The 14,218-nt window shown below is 74.3% G+C and carries 11 protein-coding genes; all 11 read right to left on the bottom strand.

Annotation, left to right across the window (positions count from 1 at the left end; all coding sequences use genetic code 11):
- Positions 1-9 precede the first annotated feature (9 nt).
- A complete protein-coding gene (locus K5O09_RS03850; RefSeq protein WP_222171526.1) occupies positions 10-1,233 on the bottom strand; it encodes a glycosyltransferase family 4 protein in 1,224 nt (407 codons plus the stop codon).
- Positions 1,230-2,117 (bottom strand): glycosyltransferase family 2 protein, encoded by an 888-nt coding sequence (locus K5O09_RS03855; RefSeq protein WP_222171527.1) that lies wholly within the window; start codon positions 2,115-2,117, stop codon positions 1,230-1,232. Before K5O09_RS03855 ends, K5O09_RS03850 begins: the two co-directional genes overlap by 4 nt.
- 37 nt (positions 2,118-2,154) lie before the next feature.
- The gene (locus tag K5O09_RS03860) at positions 2,155-5,427 is read right to left on the bottom strand and encodes a hypothetical protein (protein ID WP_222171528.1); all 3,273 of its coding nucleotides are present in this window, start codon (positions 5,425-5,427) and stop codon (positions 2,155-2,157) included.
- A 24-nt stretch (positions 5,428-5,451) separates the two neighbouring features.
- Positions 5,452-6,276, bottom strand: coding sequence for an ABC transporter permease (locus K5O09_RS03865; RefSeq protein ID WP_222171529.1), 825 nt, complete (start codon positions 6,274-6,276; stop codon positions 5,452-5,454).
- 5 nt (positions 6,277-6,281) lie between these two features.
- On the bottom strand, positions 6,282-7,490 hold the full coding sequence (locus K5O09_RS03870; RefSeq protein WP_222171530.1) for an ABC transporter ATP-binding protein: 1,209 nt from the start codon (positions 7,488-7,490) through the stop codon (positions 6,282-6,284).
- Positions 7,487-8,659: a glycosyltransferase family 4 protein gene (locus K5O09_RS03875; RefSeq protein ID WP_222171531.1), complete on the bottom strand. Its 1,173-nt coding sequence runs from the start codon at positions 8,657-8,659 to the stop codon at positions 7,487-7,489. Before K5O09_RS03875 ends, K5O09_RS03870 begins: the two co-directional genes overlap by 4 nt.
- The gene (locus K5O09_RS03880; protein ID WP_222171532.1) at positions 8,652-9,893 is read right to left on the bottom strand and encodes a glycoside hydrolase family 99-like domain-containing protein; all 1,242 of its coding nucleotides are present in this window, start codon (positions 9,891-9,893) and stop codon (positions 8,652-8,654) included. The genes K5O09_RS03875 and K5O09_RS03880 overlap by 8 nt, the downstream gene beginning before the upstream one ends.
- 291 nt (positions 9,894-10,184) lie before the next feature.
- Positions 10,185-11,468, bottom strand: coding sequence for an NAD(P)H-dependent oxidoreductase (locus tag K5O09_RS19400; protein ID WP_222171533.1), 1,284 nt, complete (start codon positions 11,466-11,468; stop codon positions 10,185-10,187).
- Positions 11,465-12,052, bottom strand: a complete 588-nt coding sequence (gene rfbC / locus K5O09_RS03890) for a dTDP-4-dehydrorhamnose 3,5-epimerase (RefSeq protein ID WP_222171534.1) — start codon at positions 12,050-12,052, stop codon at positions 11,465-11,467. Before rfbC ends, K5O09_RS19400 begins: the two co-directional genes overlap by 4 nt.
- Positions 12,049-13,077 carry an NAD(P)-dependent oxidoreductase gene (locus tag K5O09_RS03895; protein ID WP_222171535.1) on the bottom strand — a complete coding sequence of 343 codons (1,029 nt, stop codon included), beginning with the start codon at positions 13,075-13,077 and terminating at the stop codon, positions 12,049-12,051. The genes rfbC and K5O09_RS03895 overlap by 4 nt, the downstream gene beginning before the upstream one ends.
- A gap of 4 nt (positions 13,078-13,081) precedes the next feature.
- Complete coding sequence (locus K5O09_RS03900; RefSeq protein WP_222171536.1) at positions 13,082-13,906, bottom strand: glucose-1-phosphate cytidylyltransferase; 825 nt, start codon at positions 13,904-13,906, stop codon at positions 13,082-13,084.
- Positions 13,907-14,218: the final 312 nt, after the last annotated feature.

The raw sequence follows: 14,218 nt of genomic DNA on the forward strand, positions 1-14,218 counted from the left end.
GCAAGAGGTTCACCCGACCGGCGTGGGTGAAACACCGGCGACCTCCGCCAGCACGCCGTCCAGCACGCCGCGGGCCCAGCGCCAGTCGCGCGCCTCGGCCCAGCGCCGGCAGCGCGCGCCCACCTGGCGGCGCAGCGTCTCGTCGTCCGCCAGCGCCGCGAGAGCCGCCGCGAGGTCGTCCGGGTCGTCCGGCCGCACGGCCACGCCCGCGTCGCCCAGCACCTCCGGGATCCCGCCGGCCGCCGACGCCACGACCGGTACACCCGACGCCATCCCCTCCATGACGGTCAGCGCGAACGGCTCCGCCCACCGGGACGGGACCACGACGACGTCGGCCTGCCGGTAGAGCTCCGCGACCGCGCCCCGCGGGGTGAACGGGAGCAGCCGGACCCGGTCCCCGAGCGCCGCCGCCCGCTCCCGCAGGTCCCGCTCGTACGGCGAGGGCCGCGCGCCCGCGTCGAAGTTCTGCGACCCGACGAGCGTCAGCGCCACGTCGTCCCGGCCGAGGCGCTCCACCGCGGACACCAGCACGTCCGCGCCCTTGTCGGGGATCATCCGGCCGACGAAGAGCACGCGCAGCCGCTCGCCGCGGCCGGGGTCGGCGCGGGGGGCGAAGCGCGTGGTGTCGACGCCGTTGGGCACCACCCGCAGCCGGTCGCGGAGCCGCGCGGGCAGGTGCGCCGCGGTCTGCTCGGCGAGCGCGGCGCTGACGCACACGATCGCGGCGGCGCGCCCGAGCACCCGGTCCGCCTCCCGGGTCGAGTACGTGCGCAGCAGCAGGTTGTGCGCGTACAGCACGGCCGCGTGCCGCTCGTGCACCAGCGGCACCAGCTGCGGCGCGTTGTGCGCGAGCACCACCCCGGGGTCCCAGTCGGCCTGCGCGGCCAGCGTCGGGCGCAGCGTCCGGCGCACACCGGGCCGGGGGAGCCCGAGCCGGCCGGCGGCGGCGTCCAGGTAGCGGTCGGACCGCCGGGCGGCGGCCTGCGGGTAGCCCACCGCCTCGGCGCTCGGGTAGCGGTCGGGGTAGGTGCCGTCGGCGACCACGACGCGCGGGCGCGGGGCCGTGCCGGCGGGCAGAGCGGCGCACAGGCCGTCGACGACCGTCGGGATGGCCGATCCGGTGCGGGGCGAGAAGTGGTCGCCGGGCGTCAGGACGTGCACCTCGGGGACCCGGGTGGCCGGGCCGCCACCCGGGGTCGCGTCCGCCGTCGCGCCGCCCGCCGGCGCGCTCATCGCCGCGAGCTCCGCGGCGGCAGACCCAGCGCCGCCCACACGTCCGCCGCGGGCCCGCGCCAGCGCGGCAGCGTCCACGCCACCGGGATCGTCGCCAGGCACCGGGCCGTCTCGGCGGCGTCGACGGGCGAGGACAGCACGCCGCGCACCAGCTCGATGCTGACCTTCGTGTGCGGGAACGCGAACCGGACGGACGCCTTCGGGGCGTGCCACGCGATCTGCGCCTGGCCCTGCGCCGAGAACTGCTCGGCGTGCCGCCGCTGCCAGAACAGCTGCTCCGGGACCAGCGCGAACGGCCCCCGGCACGCCAGCTCCGCGAGGATCACGAGGTCGTTGCCGACCGTCGGCCGGATGCCGCGCGTGCTGCGCAGGGCGTCGGTGCGGTGCAGGCCGTAGAAGATGTGGGCGGCCTGGGCGCGCAGGAAGTGCGCCATCCGCTCGTGCGGCGTCGGCTCGTCGCAGGCCAGGTCGGCGTCGTGGAGGTCCTCCGTGACCAGGCCGCCGGCGTCGATGATCTGCGTGCGCGGGTAGACGAGCACCGTCGCGGGGTCGGAGTCGGCGAACACCTCCAGGCACCGGCGCACGAAGGCGGGGCGCCGGATGTCGTCCGCGGCGGCCCACGTGAAGTAGGGCGCCCGCGCGAGCTCGACGAGGTGGTTGAAGTTCCACCGCCCGCCGCGGTTCTCCGCCTGCCGGACGTACCGGATGCGCGGGTCCTCGGCGGCCGCCGCGCGGCAGATCTCCTCGGTGGCGTCGGTGGAGGCGTTGTCCGAGATGACGATCTCGATGTCCTCCTCGTCCTGCGCGCGCACGGAGTCGAGGGCGGCGGGCAGGTACTTCTCCCCGTTGTAGACGGGGATCCCCACGGTAGCCCGGGGTGGCATGGCGGCCTCCTGGTCGGCGGAGTCGGGACGGACGGGGTCAGGGGCCGTAGGCGGCGAGGCTGACCAGGGAGACGGGCCAGGTCGGTTCCGGCCGCACCGGCTCCCAGGCCGGGAGCAGGCCGCCGGTCTGGCCGCCGTAGTTCGCGCTGGGGATCGTGACGTCCCGCTGCTCGGTGGTCGGGACGGTGAGGCGCACGGCCGTCGCCTCGACCGGGTCGAAGCGGAGCACGTGGGTGCGCTCGAGGAACGCGCCGGTCACGCGGCCGACCTCGGTCCAGGTGCCGTCGGCGGCCTCGACCTCGACGACGGCGTCCTTGACGCCCGCGGTGCAGCACCGGATGCCCGCCGAGCCGACCACCACCCGGTCCAGGGTCGCCGCTGCGGGCAGCGTGGCGCTCACCCAGGGGCTCACGTCCGGCTCGCCGTCCACCGTCGGGCCGGCCCGCCACGGGTCCGCCAGGGCGCCCGCCCCGGTGACGAGGGTCGCGGCGTCGCCCGCGGAGGTCGACGACGCGCTGACGTCGGCGTCGGCGAGCAGGTTCGCCCCGCCGTCGAGCGCCGCCACCCGCAGCCCGGTGCCTGCCGGCGCGGACAGGTACTGCGGCGCGCCGGTCACGCGCAGCCGGGTCGACTCCCCGGCGGCGACGTCCACCGTGCGGGTGCCGCCGTACACGTCGGTGACGGTCACGGACGCCGCCCGGTCCGCGAGCAGGGCCACGTCGGTGACGGCGTCCAGCGTCCACACCGCCAGCAGCGGCTCGGCGGCCGGCCCGTCGTCCGCGCCGGGCACCGGGCCGACGGTCATCGCGCGCACCGTCGGGTCCTCCACCTCGGCCCGCTCCGCGGCGGGGCGTCCGGCCATCAGGTCGCCCACCGTCGCCATCGCCAGCGCGCCCGGCTTCACGAACGAGCCGACCTGCACCAGCGACCAGGTGTTGTTGCCCTCGCCCCAGCCGCCCTCGCTGAAGAAGTACATCCACGCGTCGACGCCGAGCTCGCTCTGCCACAGCGACGTGCGGGCGACGTCGTACGCCTGGCCCCACTCGTTCGCCGGCCCGTCCGACCACCAGCCGGACTCCGTGTTCCACACCGGCAGGTCGTCCCCGCACGCCGCCAGGACCTCGCGGAGCTGCGTGATCTGGCCGATCGGGCCCTGCTCGCCCTCCTCGTCCCACGACCGGTTGAAGCCCGTGTAGGGGTGGATGCCGACGATGTCCCACGCGTCGCAGGCGCCGGCCTCGACGGCCTGCCGGTACCAGGGCACCACGACGTTCAGCGCGTTGCCGCCGATGACCCGCGCGTCCGGGTCGATCGCGTGCACCGCCGCGGCGAACGGCTCCAGCACGTGCTCGACGTAGGACGCGCCGTCGCCGAAGCCGGTGTTGTTCGGCTCGTTCCACGGCGCCCACAGGTGGACGTCCGGGGCACCCTCGTGCACCGCCGTCACGATCGCCGTCACCCAGTCGCCCCAGGTGCCGTCCGCCACCGCCTGCTGTGCGCGCTCGTCGGCCTCGCCCACCTGCACGTACAGGTTCACCCCGCGCGCGGCGGCCTCGGTGGCGGCCGCCGCGAGCCCGGCGAACGGGTCGTCCTCGGTCGCGCCCGGGAGCGCGGACAGGTTCAGGGCGCTCACCGACGGGGTGGCGTCCTCGGGCACCATGCCCGCGACGTCGAGCTGCACGCGGTGCGTCCCCACGCCGAGCTCGTCCGCGAGCTGCACCCCGCGCAGCGGCCCCGCGCCGCCCCAGTCCGCGCCGTCCGCGAGGCCGTCCGGGTCGAAGGTCGCGCCGGGCGCCCCGACCGCGTAGCGCAGGCAGGTGGCGGTGCGGACCTCGCCCGTCGCCTTCTCGACCAGCGTCGCGTGCACCTGGTACGGCCCCGGGCGCGCCGCCGGGAGGTCGATCGGCACCTGCCCGCCGTCCTCCGGGATCGCGACGGTGCCGCTCACGGTCTCCACGGCCGGCTGCACCCACGGGTCGCCGCTGACCTCGTAGCGCACCTCGTAGTCGTCCGCCACGGTGCCCCACCACGGGTCGAACTGCGCGTGCACGGCCGGCGTCTCGCCGTCCGCGAAGTAGTCGTAGGTCGCGTCCGTGGCCAGGCCCGCGCCGTAGCCGAGCTTGTCGGTCGTGCCGGACACCGACACGTTCCAGGTGATCGGCGCGTCCAGCAGCGTGCGCAGCTCCGGCGGGGTCGCCCGGCTGAGCTGGACGCCGCCGCCGTCGGCCGGGGACAGGAAGTAGTAGTGGTCGCCCGCACGGGTCAGCGGGGTGTGGTCCGCGAGCCGGAACGTCGACCCCTGGCCCTCGCCGGACAGCGCGATGCCGCGCCACATGCCGTCCGGTCCGATCTCGACGACGCGCCACGTGGGACCGGACACGAGGAACCCGTCGCCGTCCGGGGCGGGCGCCACGCCCGACGGGTGGTCGAGCGTCTGCCCGCGCCCGTTGCCCGAGTCGGTGGTCATCGTGCCGCCGACCTGGAGCAGCACGCGACCGTCCGCGTCGTACCGGGTCAGCGTGGTGTAGGAGGACTCCCCGTCCGCGTCGCTCAGCACGAACAGCGTGCCGTCGGGCTGCGGGAAGAACCGGGGGTACCAGTCCCACGCCACCTCGGGTCCGTCCGACACGGTGCCGTCGGCGTGCAGCAGCACCAGGGTGCGCGACCGCTCGAACGCCACGGCGGCCACCGCGTCGTCGTCGCCCGCGGTGAACGGCATGACGTCGACCACCCGGCCGTCGCCGGCGCCGGCGAGGTCCCAGACGGTCTCCGGCTCGTCACCCTCGGTCCACGCCCCGACCTCCCGGCCGTCGGCCGACCCCGTCGGGGCGATGACGTCGCCGTCGGGGGACAGCGTGAACGTGTCCGGAGCGGAGCCGCCGGCCGGGGCGGTCACCGTGACGACCCGCTCGGCGTCGCCGTCCGGCGACCAGACGGTCACCACGGCGGTGCCGCCGGCGCCGTCCGCCCGCGCGAGCGTCGCGACGTGGTCGCCCACGGCCTCGAGGCCCGCGGGGTCGCCGCCGCCCGCCGCGGCCAGGTCGGGCACCAGCGCGGTGGGCTCCACCGACGGGGCGTCCGCCGCGAGCGCCGCGAACCGCCCCGTGTCCGCGACCCCGCACATCCGCGTGGCCGGTACCCCCGCGGGGGCCGCCCCCTCGCCGCTCGAGGACACCGCCGCGCCGCGGTCGCGGGTGAGGGCGACGGTCGTCCCCGTCGCGACCACCGCGCCCGCGACGACGACCGCCGCCACCACCCGGCGCGCGCGCGCGCGGTCCCCGCCCGGCCCTGAGCCCCTGGTGCTGGTCACGTCGTCCCCCTCGGCGCCTGCACGTCAGATCACGTCCGCGAAACCGCGTTCCATCTTCGAGAACACCAGGGCGCCGCCGGCGAACACCACGACGCTCGCGACCGCCGTCGCGACCATCTGCCAGGGGGCCGGCTGCGCGAGCCCCAGCAGCGCCCAGCGGAAGCCCTCGAGGACCCAGGTCAGCGGGTTGATGTCGAACAGCCAGCGGATGTTCTCGCCCACCTCGGACAGCGAGTACGCCAGCGGGCTCGCGTACAGCAGGGTCTGCAGGGCGAACGGCACCACGTACGCGACGTCACGGAACTTCACCATGAGCGCCGAGCACGCCATCCCGAGCCCCGACCCCAGGAGGATCACCGCGAGCACCCACAGGGGCAGCGTCACGAGCGCCCAGCCGGGCTGCACGCCGTAGACCAGCAGCAGCACCACCATGAGCGCGGACGCCACGAGGAAGTCGACGAGCACGGACAGCACCGAGGACAGCGGCACCAGCATCCGCGGGAAGAACACCTTCGACACCAGCGCCTGGTTGTTCACCAGCGACGGCGCCGCCCGGGACACGATCCCGTTGAACAGCGTCCACGCGAGCATCCCGGCGAACGAGAACACGAAGTACGGCACGCCGTCGCTCGACAGGTTCGCGATCTGCCCGAAGACGACCGAGAAGATGCCGGCGCTCAGCAGCGGCTGCAGCACCACCCAGATGACGCCGAGCGCCGTCTGCCGGTAGCGCAGCTTGAGGTCGCGGGTGCCGAACCGGGTGAAGACCTCGCGGGCCTCCCAGAGCTCGCGGACGGACGGCAGCGGCAGCCGGCCGGGCGGGGTGATGACGATCGCGCGGGTGGCCACCGCGGTCACCGCCTCTCGTAGTCGAAGTCGGCGAGGACGAGGCCGGCGTCGAGACCCTCGTCGGACACGGCCTGCGGGTAGGGCAGCACGGGGTGGATCTCGAAGCGGCCGGCGCCCTCGAACGCGTCGAGCACGCCCGAGGAGCACACGAACAGGTCGACGGAGTACTCGCCGGGCTTCAGCCACGGGCCCGAGATCGTCAGCGCGATCTTCTGCTCGACGGACGGGTCGAGCCACAGCCCGGTGACCCGGGAGTCGCACTGCAGGATCGTCGTGCCGTGCCGGTCGTTCACGTGGCAGGACACGAAGTACTTGCCGATGTAGTCCGCGTTGGCGGAGACCAGGAACTCGATGGTCTTCGGCTCGGTGGTCCGGTACAGCGGGCTGGAGATCGTGGCCGACGTGATGCGCAGCTCCCCGGTGCCCGGGCGGCGCTCGATGTCCGTCCGGCTCATCGCCGCCCGGTCGCGGCTGGTCTGGTACAGCTCGATCGCGTCGTCGACGTCCCCGTGCATCACGAGGTTGCCGTGCTCGAGGAACAGCGCCGACGTGCAGAGGGCCTTGACGGTCTGGATCTGGTGCGACACGTACAGCACGGTGCGGCCCTCCGCGGCGACCGTGCGCATCCGCTCGATGCACTTGGCCTGGAACTCCGCGTCGCCGACCGCCAGCACCTCGTCGATCGCCAGGATCTCCGTGTCCAGGTGGGCCGCGACGGCGAACGCGAGCCGCACGTACATGCCGGACGAGTACCGCTTCACGGGGGTGTCGAGGAACTTCTCGACACCGGAGAACGCCACGATCTCGTCGAACCGGGCCTTGATCTCCGACTTCCGCATGCCGAGCAGCGTCCCGTTGAGGAACACGTTCTCGCGGCCGGTCAGCTCGGGGTGGAACCCGGTGCCGACCTCCAGCAGCGACCCGACACGTCCGCCCAGCTCGATGCGGCCGCGGGTCGGGGCGGCCACGCGGGTGAGCAGCTTGAGCAGGGTCGACTTGCCGGCGCCGTTGCGGCCGAGGATGCCGATGGCCTCGCCCCACGGGACCTCGAACGACACGTCGTCCAGTGCGCGGAACTCCTCGAACTGCTGGCGCTCCATCGGGTGGCGCAGCCGGCGCATCACCGCCTCCGCGGCGGTCGACGGGGCGTCCCCGCTCGTGGCGATCCGGTAGTGCTTGCCCACCCCGGTGGCGCGGATGGCGGCGTCGGTCATCGGGACTCTCCGTGCTGGGCGGTGGTGGTCTGCGGCGGACGCGCGCGGCCGGGGGCTGCCCGGCCGGCCGGGGCTCCGCCGCGGTACAGGCGCTCGTAGGCGTCGGCGACGGCCGTGAGCGAGAAGGTGCGGACGCGGTCCAGGCCGCGCGCCGTGAGGTCCGCGCGGCGGCCGGGGCTCGCGAGCAGGTCCGCGAGCGCCGTCCCCAGGCCGTCGAGCTCCGTCAGCACCGCGGCGCGGCCCTCGTCGCTGACGTAGCGGGCGCCGACGTTCGGCGTGGCGACCACGGGCAGCCCGCTGGCCATCGCCTCCGCGTACGGGATGCCGAAGCCCTCGTACGAGGACGGCAGGCAGAACACCCACGCGCGCCGGTAGGCGTCGGCGAGCTCGGCGTCGGACAGCCGGCCCAGCACCCGCACGCCGGGCCCCGGGTCCTGCGGCGCGTCGCGGGTGACCATCCACAGCTCGGCGTCGGGCAGCCGCGGCAGCACGTCCCGCCGGAACGCCGCCGCCAGGTCCCGCCCGCGCTTGCGGCCGTGCCACGTGCCGACGAACAGCACCACCGGGTGGTCCGCGCGGTCACCGTCGTCCGCGGGGGTGAAGCGCGTGGTGTCGACGCCGTTCGGGACCACGGCGTGCGCACGCGGCACCCAGCGGCGGGTCTGCGGCGACACGACGACCACCCGGTCGGCGACGTACGACGCGACCACCTCGCTCACGCCGAGCAGCAGCATGCGCAGCTTCTCCTTGGCACCGCGGATGTGCCGGGCCTCCTCGAAGCACGAGCCGTGGACCGTGCGCACGTGCAGCGGCGCGCGGCGGCGCCACAGCCAGTAGTCGTCGCCGTGCGCGTGCAGCACGTCGAAGCCCGACAGGTCCTGCCGGCGCAGCGCGGTCGCGAACCGGAACGTGCGCAACGAGCCGGACATGGCGACGTGCCGGTGCTCGTACGGGGCACCGGGGACGGGCGGGCAGTCGCTGAACATCGCGACGTGGTGGCCGCGGCGGGCCAGCTCGGTGGCCAGCTCGTGCGCCTGGAAGCCCACGCCGATCTTGCTGCCCGACGGGAGGTAGTAGGACACCATCGCGATGCGCAGGGGGCTGTCGGCGCGGTCGGCGTCGGCGCCGGGCGCTGCCGCGGTGGCGTTCGTCCGGGTGCGGTCAGCCACGCGCGCCCCCCTCCGCTGCTGCTGCGCGGGCGGCGACCGGCCGCGGGGCGCGGGCAGAGGTCGTCGCCGCTGCGACTGCGGTCCCGGTCGCGCGGGTGGCCGTCGTCGTCCGGGCGGTCGGTGCTGCCGCCGCCTGGTCCCTCAGGCCGTCCCGGAGCGCCTCGAGCCAGCCGTGGCCGTGCTCCAGGTCCGGCTCCAGGTAGTTCCCCTCCGCCCACTCGTTCCACGACTTGACCCACAGCAGCCGCTCCTCGGGGCGGCGGTCCTGCAGCGAGTCGGTGGCCTGCCGGACGTGCCGCTCGAACAGCGCGGGAGTCGAGCCGGTCACCGCCAGCCCGCGCGTGCCGGAGCGCGGCGTGTTGTCCCAGCTCGGGTACACGCACGGCTGCAACCGGTCGGAGAGCCCGGCGGGCGCCGGCTGGAAGTCGGGGGCGTGGGGGTACACCTCGGGGCGGCCGAGCTTGCGCCCCACCCGCATCCGCAGCACGTCGGCGCGCGTCCGCCGTGCCGGGATGCGCATGTACACGCCGGCGTCGAACCCGGCGGCGTCCACGTCGGTGTAGCGGGGGCCGCGGCCCAGCAGGTCGGACACCTCCGCCACCAGGTACAGCCCGGGCAGGCCGGCCGCGCGGGCCATGGCCTGCCAGCGGTCGACGAACGCCGCGGCGTCGGGCAGGTCCTCGGGGCGGAACACGTAGAACACCGGGCGGTCGTCGACGCGCAGGTACCGCTCGTCGCGGAACGCCGGCAGCAGCGAGTCGAAGTGCCGCTGCTCGTCCTCCGCCCCGGGGTACGTCTGCTCCATCAGGATGCGGTCGCTGGCGCCGTGCCAGATCCCGCTCCACGTCTGGTTCGCCCAGGCCAGGCAGAACTTCACGGACGGCGCGCCGGACGCGAGCACCTCGGCGAACGGCCGTTCGAGGATCCGCCGGCCGCCGCCGAACCAGTAGTGCCAGTACACGAACGCCTCGACGCCGTACCGCTGGGCGAGGTCGCTCTGCGCCTCCCGCGCCTCCGGCATCCGCAGGTCGTAGAACCCGAGGTCCGCCGGCAGGTGCGGCTGGACGTGCCCCCGGAACAGCGGCCGGGCCTTCGCCGTGTTCGTCCACTCCGTGAACCCCGGGCCCCACCAGGCGTCGTTCTCCGGCACCGGGTGGAACTGGGGGAGGTAGAACGTCACGGCACGGGCGCGCAGCGCGGTGGGTGACGTGGGCGTCGCGGGTGTCGCGGGCACAGCGGTCCCCTCTCTCGGTGTCGGACGGTGACGGGTCGGGGCGGTGTCCCGGGCCCCCGTGGTGGCGAGTCTATGAGCGCATTTGTCCGATTTGTCCCGTCACCCCGGGTGAACTGCCTGGCATCCGGGTGACGCCCCACCCCCGCCCCGACCCCCATCCCCTCGGAGGCTCCGAACGCGTTCGGAGGCGTCCGGGCGCTCTCGGAGGTGTCCGCGGGCCACCACGATGGCGCGCGCACCCCTCCGAGTGCGGTGGGAGGCTCCGAGCGGGCCCCGGGGGGTGGCGGGTCGTCAGGTCAGGGCGGCCTGGGCCTCGCGCAGGCGGTCGACCAGGCGGCCCTCCGGCAGCTCCACGTCGTCGTACGTCAGCGTGGCGTCCTTCGGCACGTCCCGGACCAGGCGACACCCCTCCGCGACGCCCACCGGCAGCAGCTGCTCGGCGCGCGTGACGGACGCCTTCTCCGCCTGGCCGTAGTAGTGGTAGCCCCCCAGTGCGTCCAGCACGGTCCCCGCCGGCAGGTCCGTCTTGGCAGTCGTGACGACCTCGACGGACGGCGCCCCGAGCGGCCGGATGGTGGCGTCGCCCAGCAGGAACGCCCGCGCGATGGTGGTCGGCACCTCGAAGTGGCACAGGTGGTACGGCTGGTAGAACGAGTACAGCGGCCCGGTGCCGAGCTTGTACAGCTCCAGGTAGTGCCGCTGCTTCGGGTCGTCGTGCGTCGCCAGGACGTAGACACCGGGCCCGGGGCGCGCCCCGACCACGTAGTCCACCGCCCCGCCGAGCGCCCGCAGCTCGTCGACGTCGTACCGGGTGGTCAGCTCGTCGACGTGCCCGTCGTGGTCCATGCCGAGCATCCCGCGGCGGTGCACCGACATCCCGGTCGCGTTCGCGACGAGCGCCTGCTCGACGGACACCTTGGTGCCGTCCGCGAAGGACGTGACCATGTGCGGGTCCTGGCCCCAGCGCTCGGCGAACGCCTTCTGGGTGGTGGGCGTGCGGTACTCGTCCTGCAGGCCCTTGATGTTCCCCGCCACGAGCGGCGTCAGGCCGAGCCCCGTGACGAACCGGTGCAGGTTCATCTGCACGCCCGGCTGGTCGCCGTCGCAGCCGGTGTAGACGACGCCGGCCTTGTCGGCGAGGCGCGCGAGCTCGGCGCCGACGGTCGCGTCGACCTCCGCGTTCATGAGCACCAGGTGCTTGCCGTGCTCGAAGCAGGCGAGCGCCACGTGCGCGCCGAACTCGACGGCGCCGGTGACGTCCACGACCACGTCGACCGCGTCGGACGCGATCGCGACCCGGTAGTCGGCGGTGACGACGGGCGTGCCGGACCGGGCGGCCCGGGCCAGCGCGGCGGGGGAGTCGACCTCGACGACGCCGGACAGGCCGGCCTCGGTGTACGCCCGCACGCCCTGCTCGGGGTGCCGGGCGGCGATCGCGACGACGTCCATGCCGGGCACGGAGTTGACGATCTGGTTGACGAGCCCCCGGCCCATGAACCCCGAGCCGACGAGCGCCACCCGGATGGGGGCGCCGTCGGCCTGCCGGGCGCGCAGCAGGGAGTCGACGACGATCACGGCGCCACCTCGGCCGACGCCGACGCCGACGCGCCCGCGGACGCAGGCGTTCCGCCCGACCCGACCAGCGGCCACGACGCGTCCTTGTCGGAGATCACCGTCACCGGCACGGGCCACTCGATGCCGAACGCGGCGTCGTCGTACCGGAACCCCTGCTCGCCCTCGGGCGCGTAGGGCCCGCTGACCTGGTAGACCACCTCGGCGTCGTCGGTGAGCGTCTGGTACCCGTGCGCGACGTAGGGCGGGATGAACAGCGCGCGCCGGTTGGCGGCGGACAGCTCGACCATGACGTGGGCCCCGTAGGTGGGCGAGTCGGGGCGGACGTCCACGGCCACGTCGACGATCGCCCCGGCGGTGCACCGCACGAGCTTGCCCTCCGCGTACGGCGGCACCTGCCGGTGCAGCCCGCGCAGCGTCCCGGCCCGGTGGTTGTACGACAGGTTGCACTGCGCGACCGTCGTGTCGAGCCCGTGCGCCTCGAACTCCGTGGTGTCGAACGTCCGGGCGAAGAACCCGCGGTCGTCGCCGCGCGGCTCGAGGTCGACGATCGTCACGCCGTCGACGGCGGTCGGGGTGTACTTCACGGGTTCACCGTCCAGAAGAGCTGAGAGTCGACCTGTCCGGTCTTGAGCAGGTGCTCGATCTGCGCGAGGCGGGTGTGCCCGCGCCCGGTGAACGTCTCCGTGTCCAGGGAGATCTGCTCGAACACCCGGTGGAGCTGCGCGGCGCCGGCGGCGGCGTCCCAGTCGGTGTCGAAGCCGGGCAGCACCTCGCGGATCTTCGCGAAGGAGACCCGGTAGGACCGGTTGTCCGCGCTGGGCTCGCCGAACGACACCTCGCAGCCGGGGAACTCGGCCCCGACGGTCTCGGCGATCTCGCGCACCGTGTAGTTGTTTGCGTCCGCGCCGACGTTCAGCACCTGGGCGTGCACCGCCTCCCGGGGCGCGTCGAGCACCGCGCGGATGGCCTTGGCGATGTCGAGGCCGTGCACGAGGGGCCGCCAGGGCGTGCCGTCGGACGTCATCGCGATGCGGTGCGTCGTCCACGCCAGGCCGGCGAGGTTGTTCAGCACGATGTCGAACCGCTGCCGCGGCGAGGCGCCGAACGCGGTGGCGTTGCGCAGGAACGTCGGGGAGAAGTCGTCGTCCGCGAGGGCGGTGACGTCCCGCTCGACGAGTGCCTTGCACCGGGCGTAGGCGGTCTGCGGGTCGACCGGGCTGGTCTCGTCGACGGTCCCGTCGGCGACGCCGTACACGGAGCACGACGACATGTAGACGAACCGGGACACCCCGGCGCGCTTCGCGGCGGACGCCAGGGCGACGGAGCCGTGGTGGTTGATGTCGTACGTGACGTCGCCGATGCGGTCCCCGATGGGGTCGTTCGACAGCTCGGCCATGTGGACCACGGCGTCGTACCCGGCCAGGTCGTCGGGTGTGACGTGCCGGATGTCCTTGACGAGCGTGTGCGGCGTCTCGTGGACCCCGTTGTAGAGCCAGCCGTTCTTGTAGTAGCCGGTGTCGAGGCCGGTGACCTCGTCCCCGCGGCCCAGCAGCGTCGGGGCGAGCAGGCTCCCGAGGTAGCCCTCGGTGCCGGTGACCAGGATGCGCACGTGCTCAGTCCTCCCAGATCTTCCACGGGGCCCGGCCGCTGTCCCACAGCCCGTTGAGCTCCGTCCAGTCGCGGAACGTGTCCATGCCCATCCAGAAGCCCTCGTGCTCGTACACGGAGAGCTGCCGGTCGCGGGCGAGCTGCTGCAGCGGCGCGCTCTCGAGCATCACGGTCGGGTCGTCGTCGAGGTACTTGTCGACGAACTCCCGCTCGAACAGGAAGAACCCGCCGTTGACCCAGCCGTCGGCGAGCGTCGGCTTCTCGTTGAACTCGACCACGGTGTCGCCGTCGACGCGCATCTCGCCGTACCGGCTGGACGGGTGGACGCCCGTGAGCGTGCCGAGCAGGCGGTGCTGCTCGTGGTGGCGGAGGGCCGCGGTGATGTCGACGTCCCCGATGCCGTCGCCGTACGTGAGGGCGAACCGCGGCGCGTCGAGGTGGTCGGCGACGCGGCGGATGCGGGCGGCGGTCGCGGTGGTCAGGCCGGTCTCCACGAACGTGATCTCCCAGTCCTCCTTCGCGGCGGTGCCGTGGAAGACCGGCTCGGAGCCGGCGCCGTCCGCGCCGAGGTGCAGCGTGAAGTCCGACGTGAGGTGCCGGTAGTCGAGGAAGTACTGCTTGATCAGGTCGCTCTTGTAGCCGAGCGCCAGCACGAAGCGGCGGAACCCGTGCTCGCCGTAGGTCTTCATGATGTGCCAGAGGATCGGGCGGCCGCCGATGTCGACCAGCGGCTTGGGGAGCTTCTCGCTGGCCTCGCGCAGCCGCGTCCCCATGCCGCCGCAGAGGATCACCACCGGGATGTCGGCCGGGTCGGGCTCGCCTGCGGTCATGGCTCCTCCAGGGCGGGGACGGGGGTGTGGTGGCCGTGGGGACTGCCGGCTCTGGTTCCGAGGCTAGTCGGGGCATTTCCACCCAGACAGGTATGAACGGGTGAAACTCGGACATTTCGCCCGAACGGTCCCGTGCGGTGCCCGGCGGCGGGCCGGGGCCCGGGGCGGGCGCGCGGTCGCGGCCGGCGGAGACAGCCCGCGCCACGTTCGGGTGAACGCGGGCCGCGCATGCTGTCATCAGGGTGAAATGCCGCAAAACGGACATCCAGGACACGCTGGGGCGGGCAGACTGGCCCGGCCAGCCCACCCGCC

This window comes from Cellulomonas sp. C5510 (genome assembly GCF_019797765.1).
Classification (GTDB): domain Bacteria; phylum Actinomycetota; class Actinomycetes; order Actinomycetales; family Cellulomonadaceae; genus Cellulomonas.

Excerpts from the sequence above, each read along its gene's own strand:
- K5O09_RS03850 (WP_222171526.1), bottom strand. The coding sequence starts at position 1,233 with ATGAGCGCGCCGGCGGGCGGCGCGACGGCGGACGCGACCCCGGGTGGC.
- K5O09_RS03855 (WP_222171527.1), bottom strand. The coding sequence starts at position 2,117 with ATGCCACCCCGGGCTACCGTGGGGATCCCCGTCTACAACGGGGAGAAG.
- K5O09_RS03870 (WP_222171530.1), bottom strand. The coding sequence starts at position 7,490 with ATGACCGACGCCGCCATCCGCGCCACCGGGGTGGGCAAGCACTACCGG.
- K5O09_RS03900 (WP_222171536.1), bottom strand. The coding sequence starts at position 13,906 with ATGACCGCAGGCGAGCCCGACCCGGCCGACATCCCGGTGGTGATCCTC.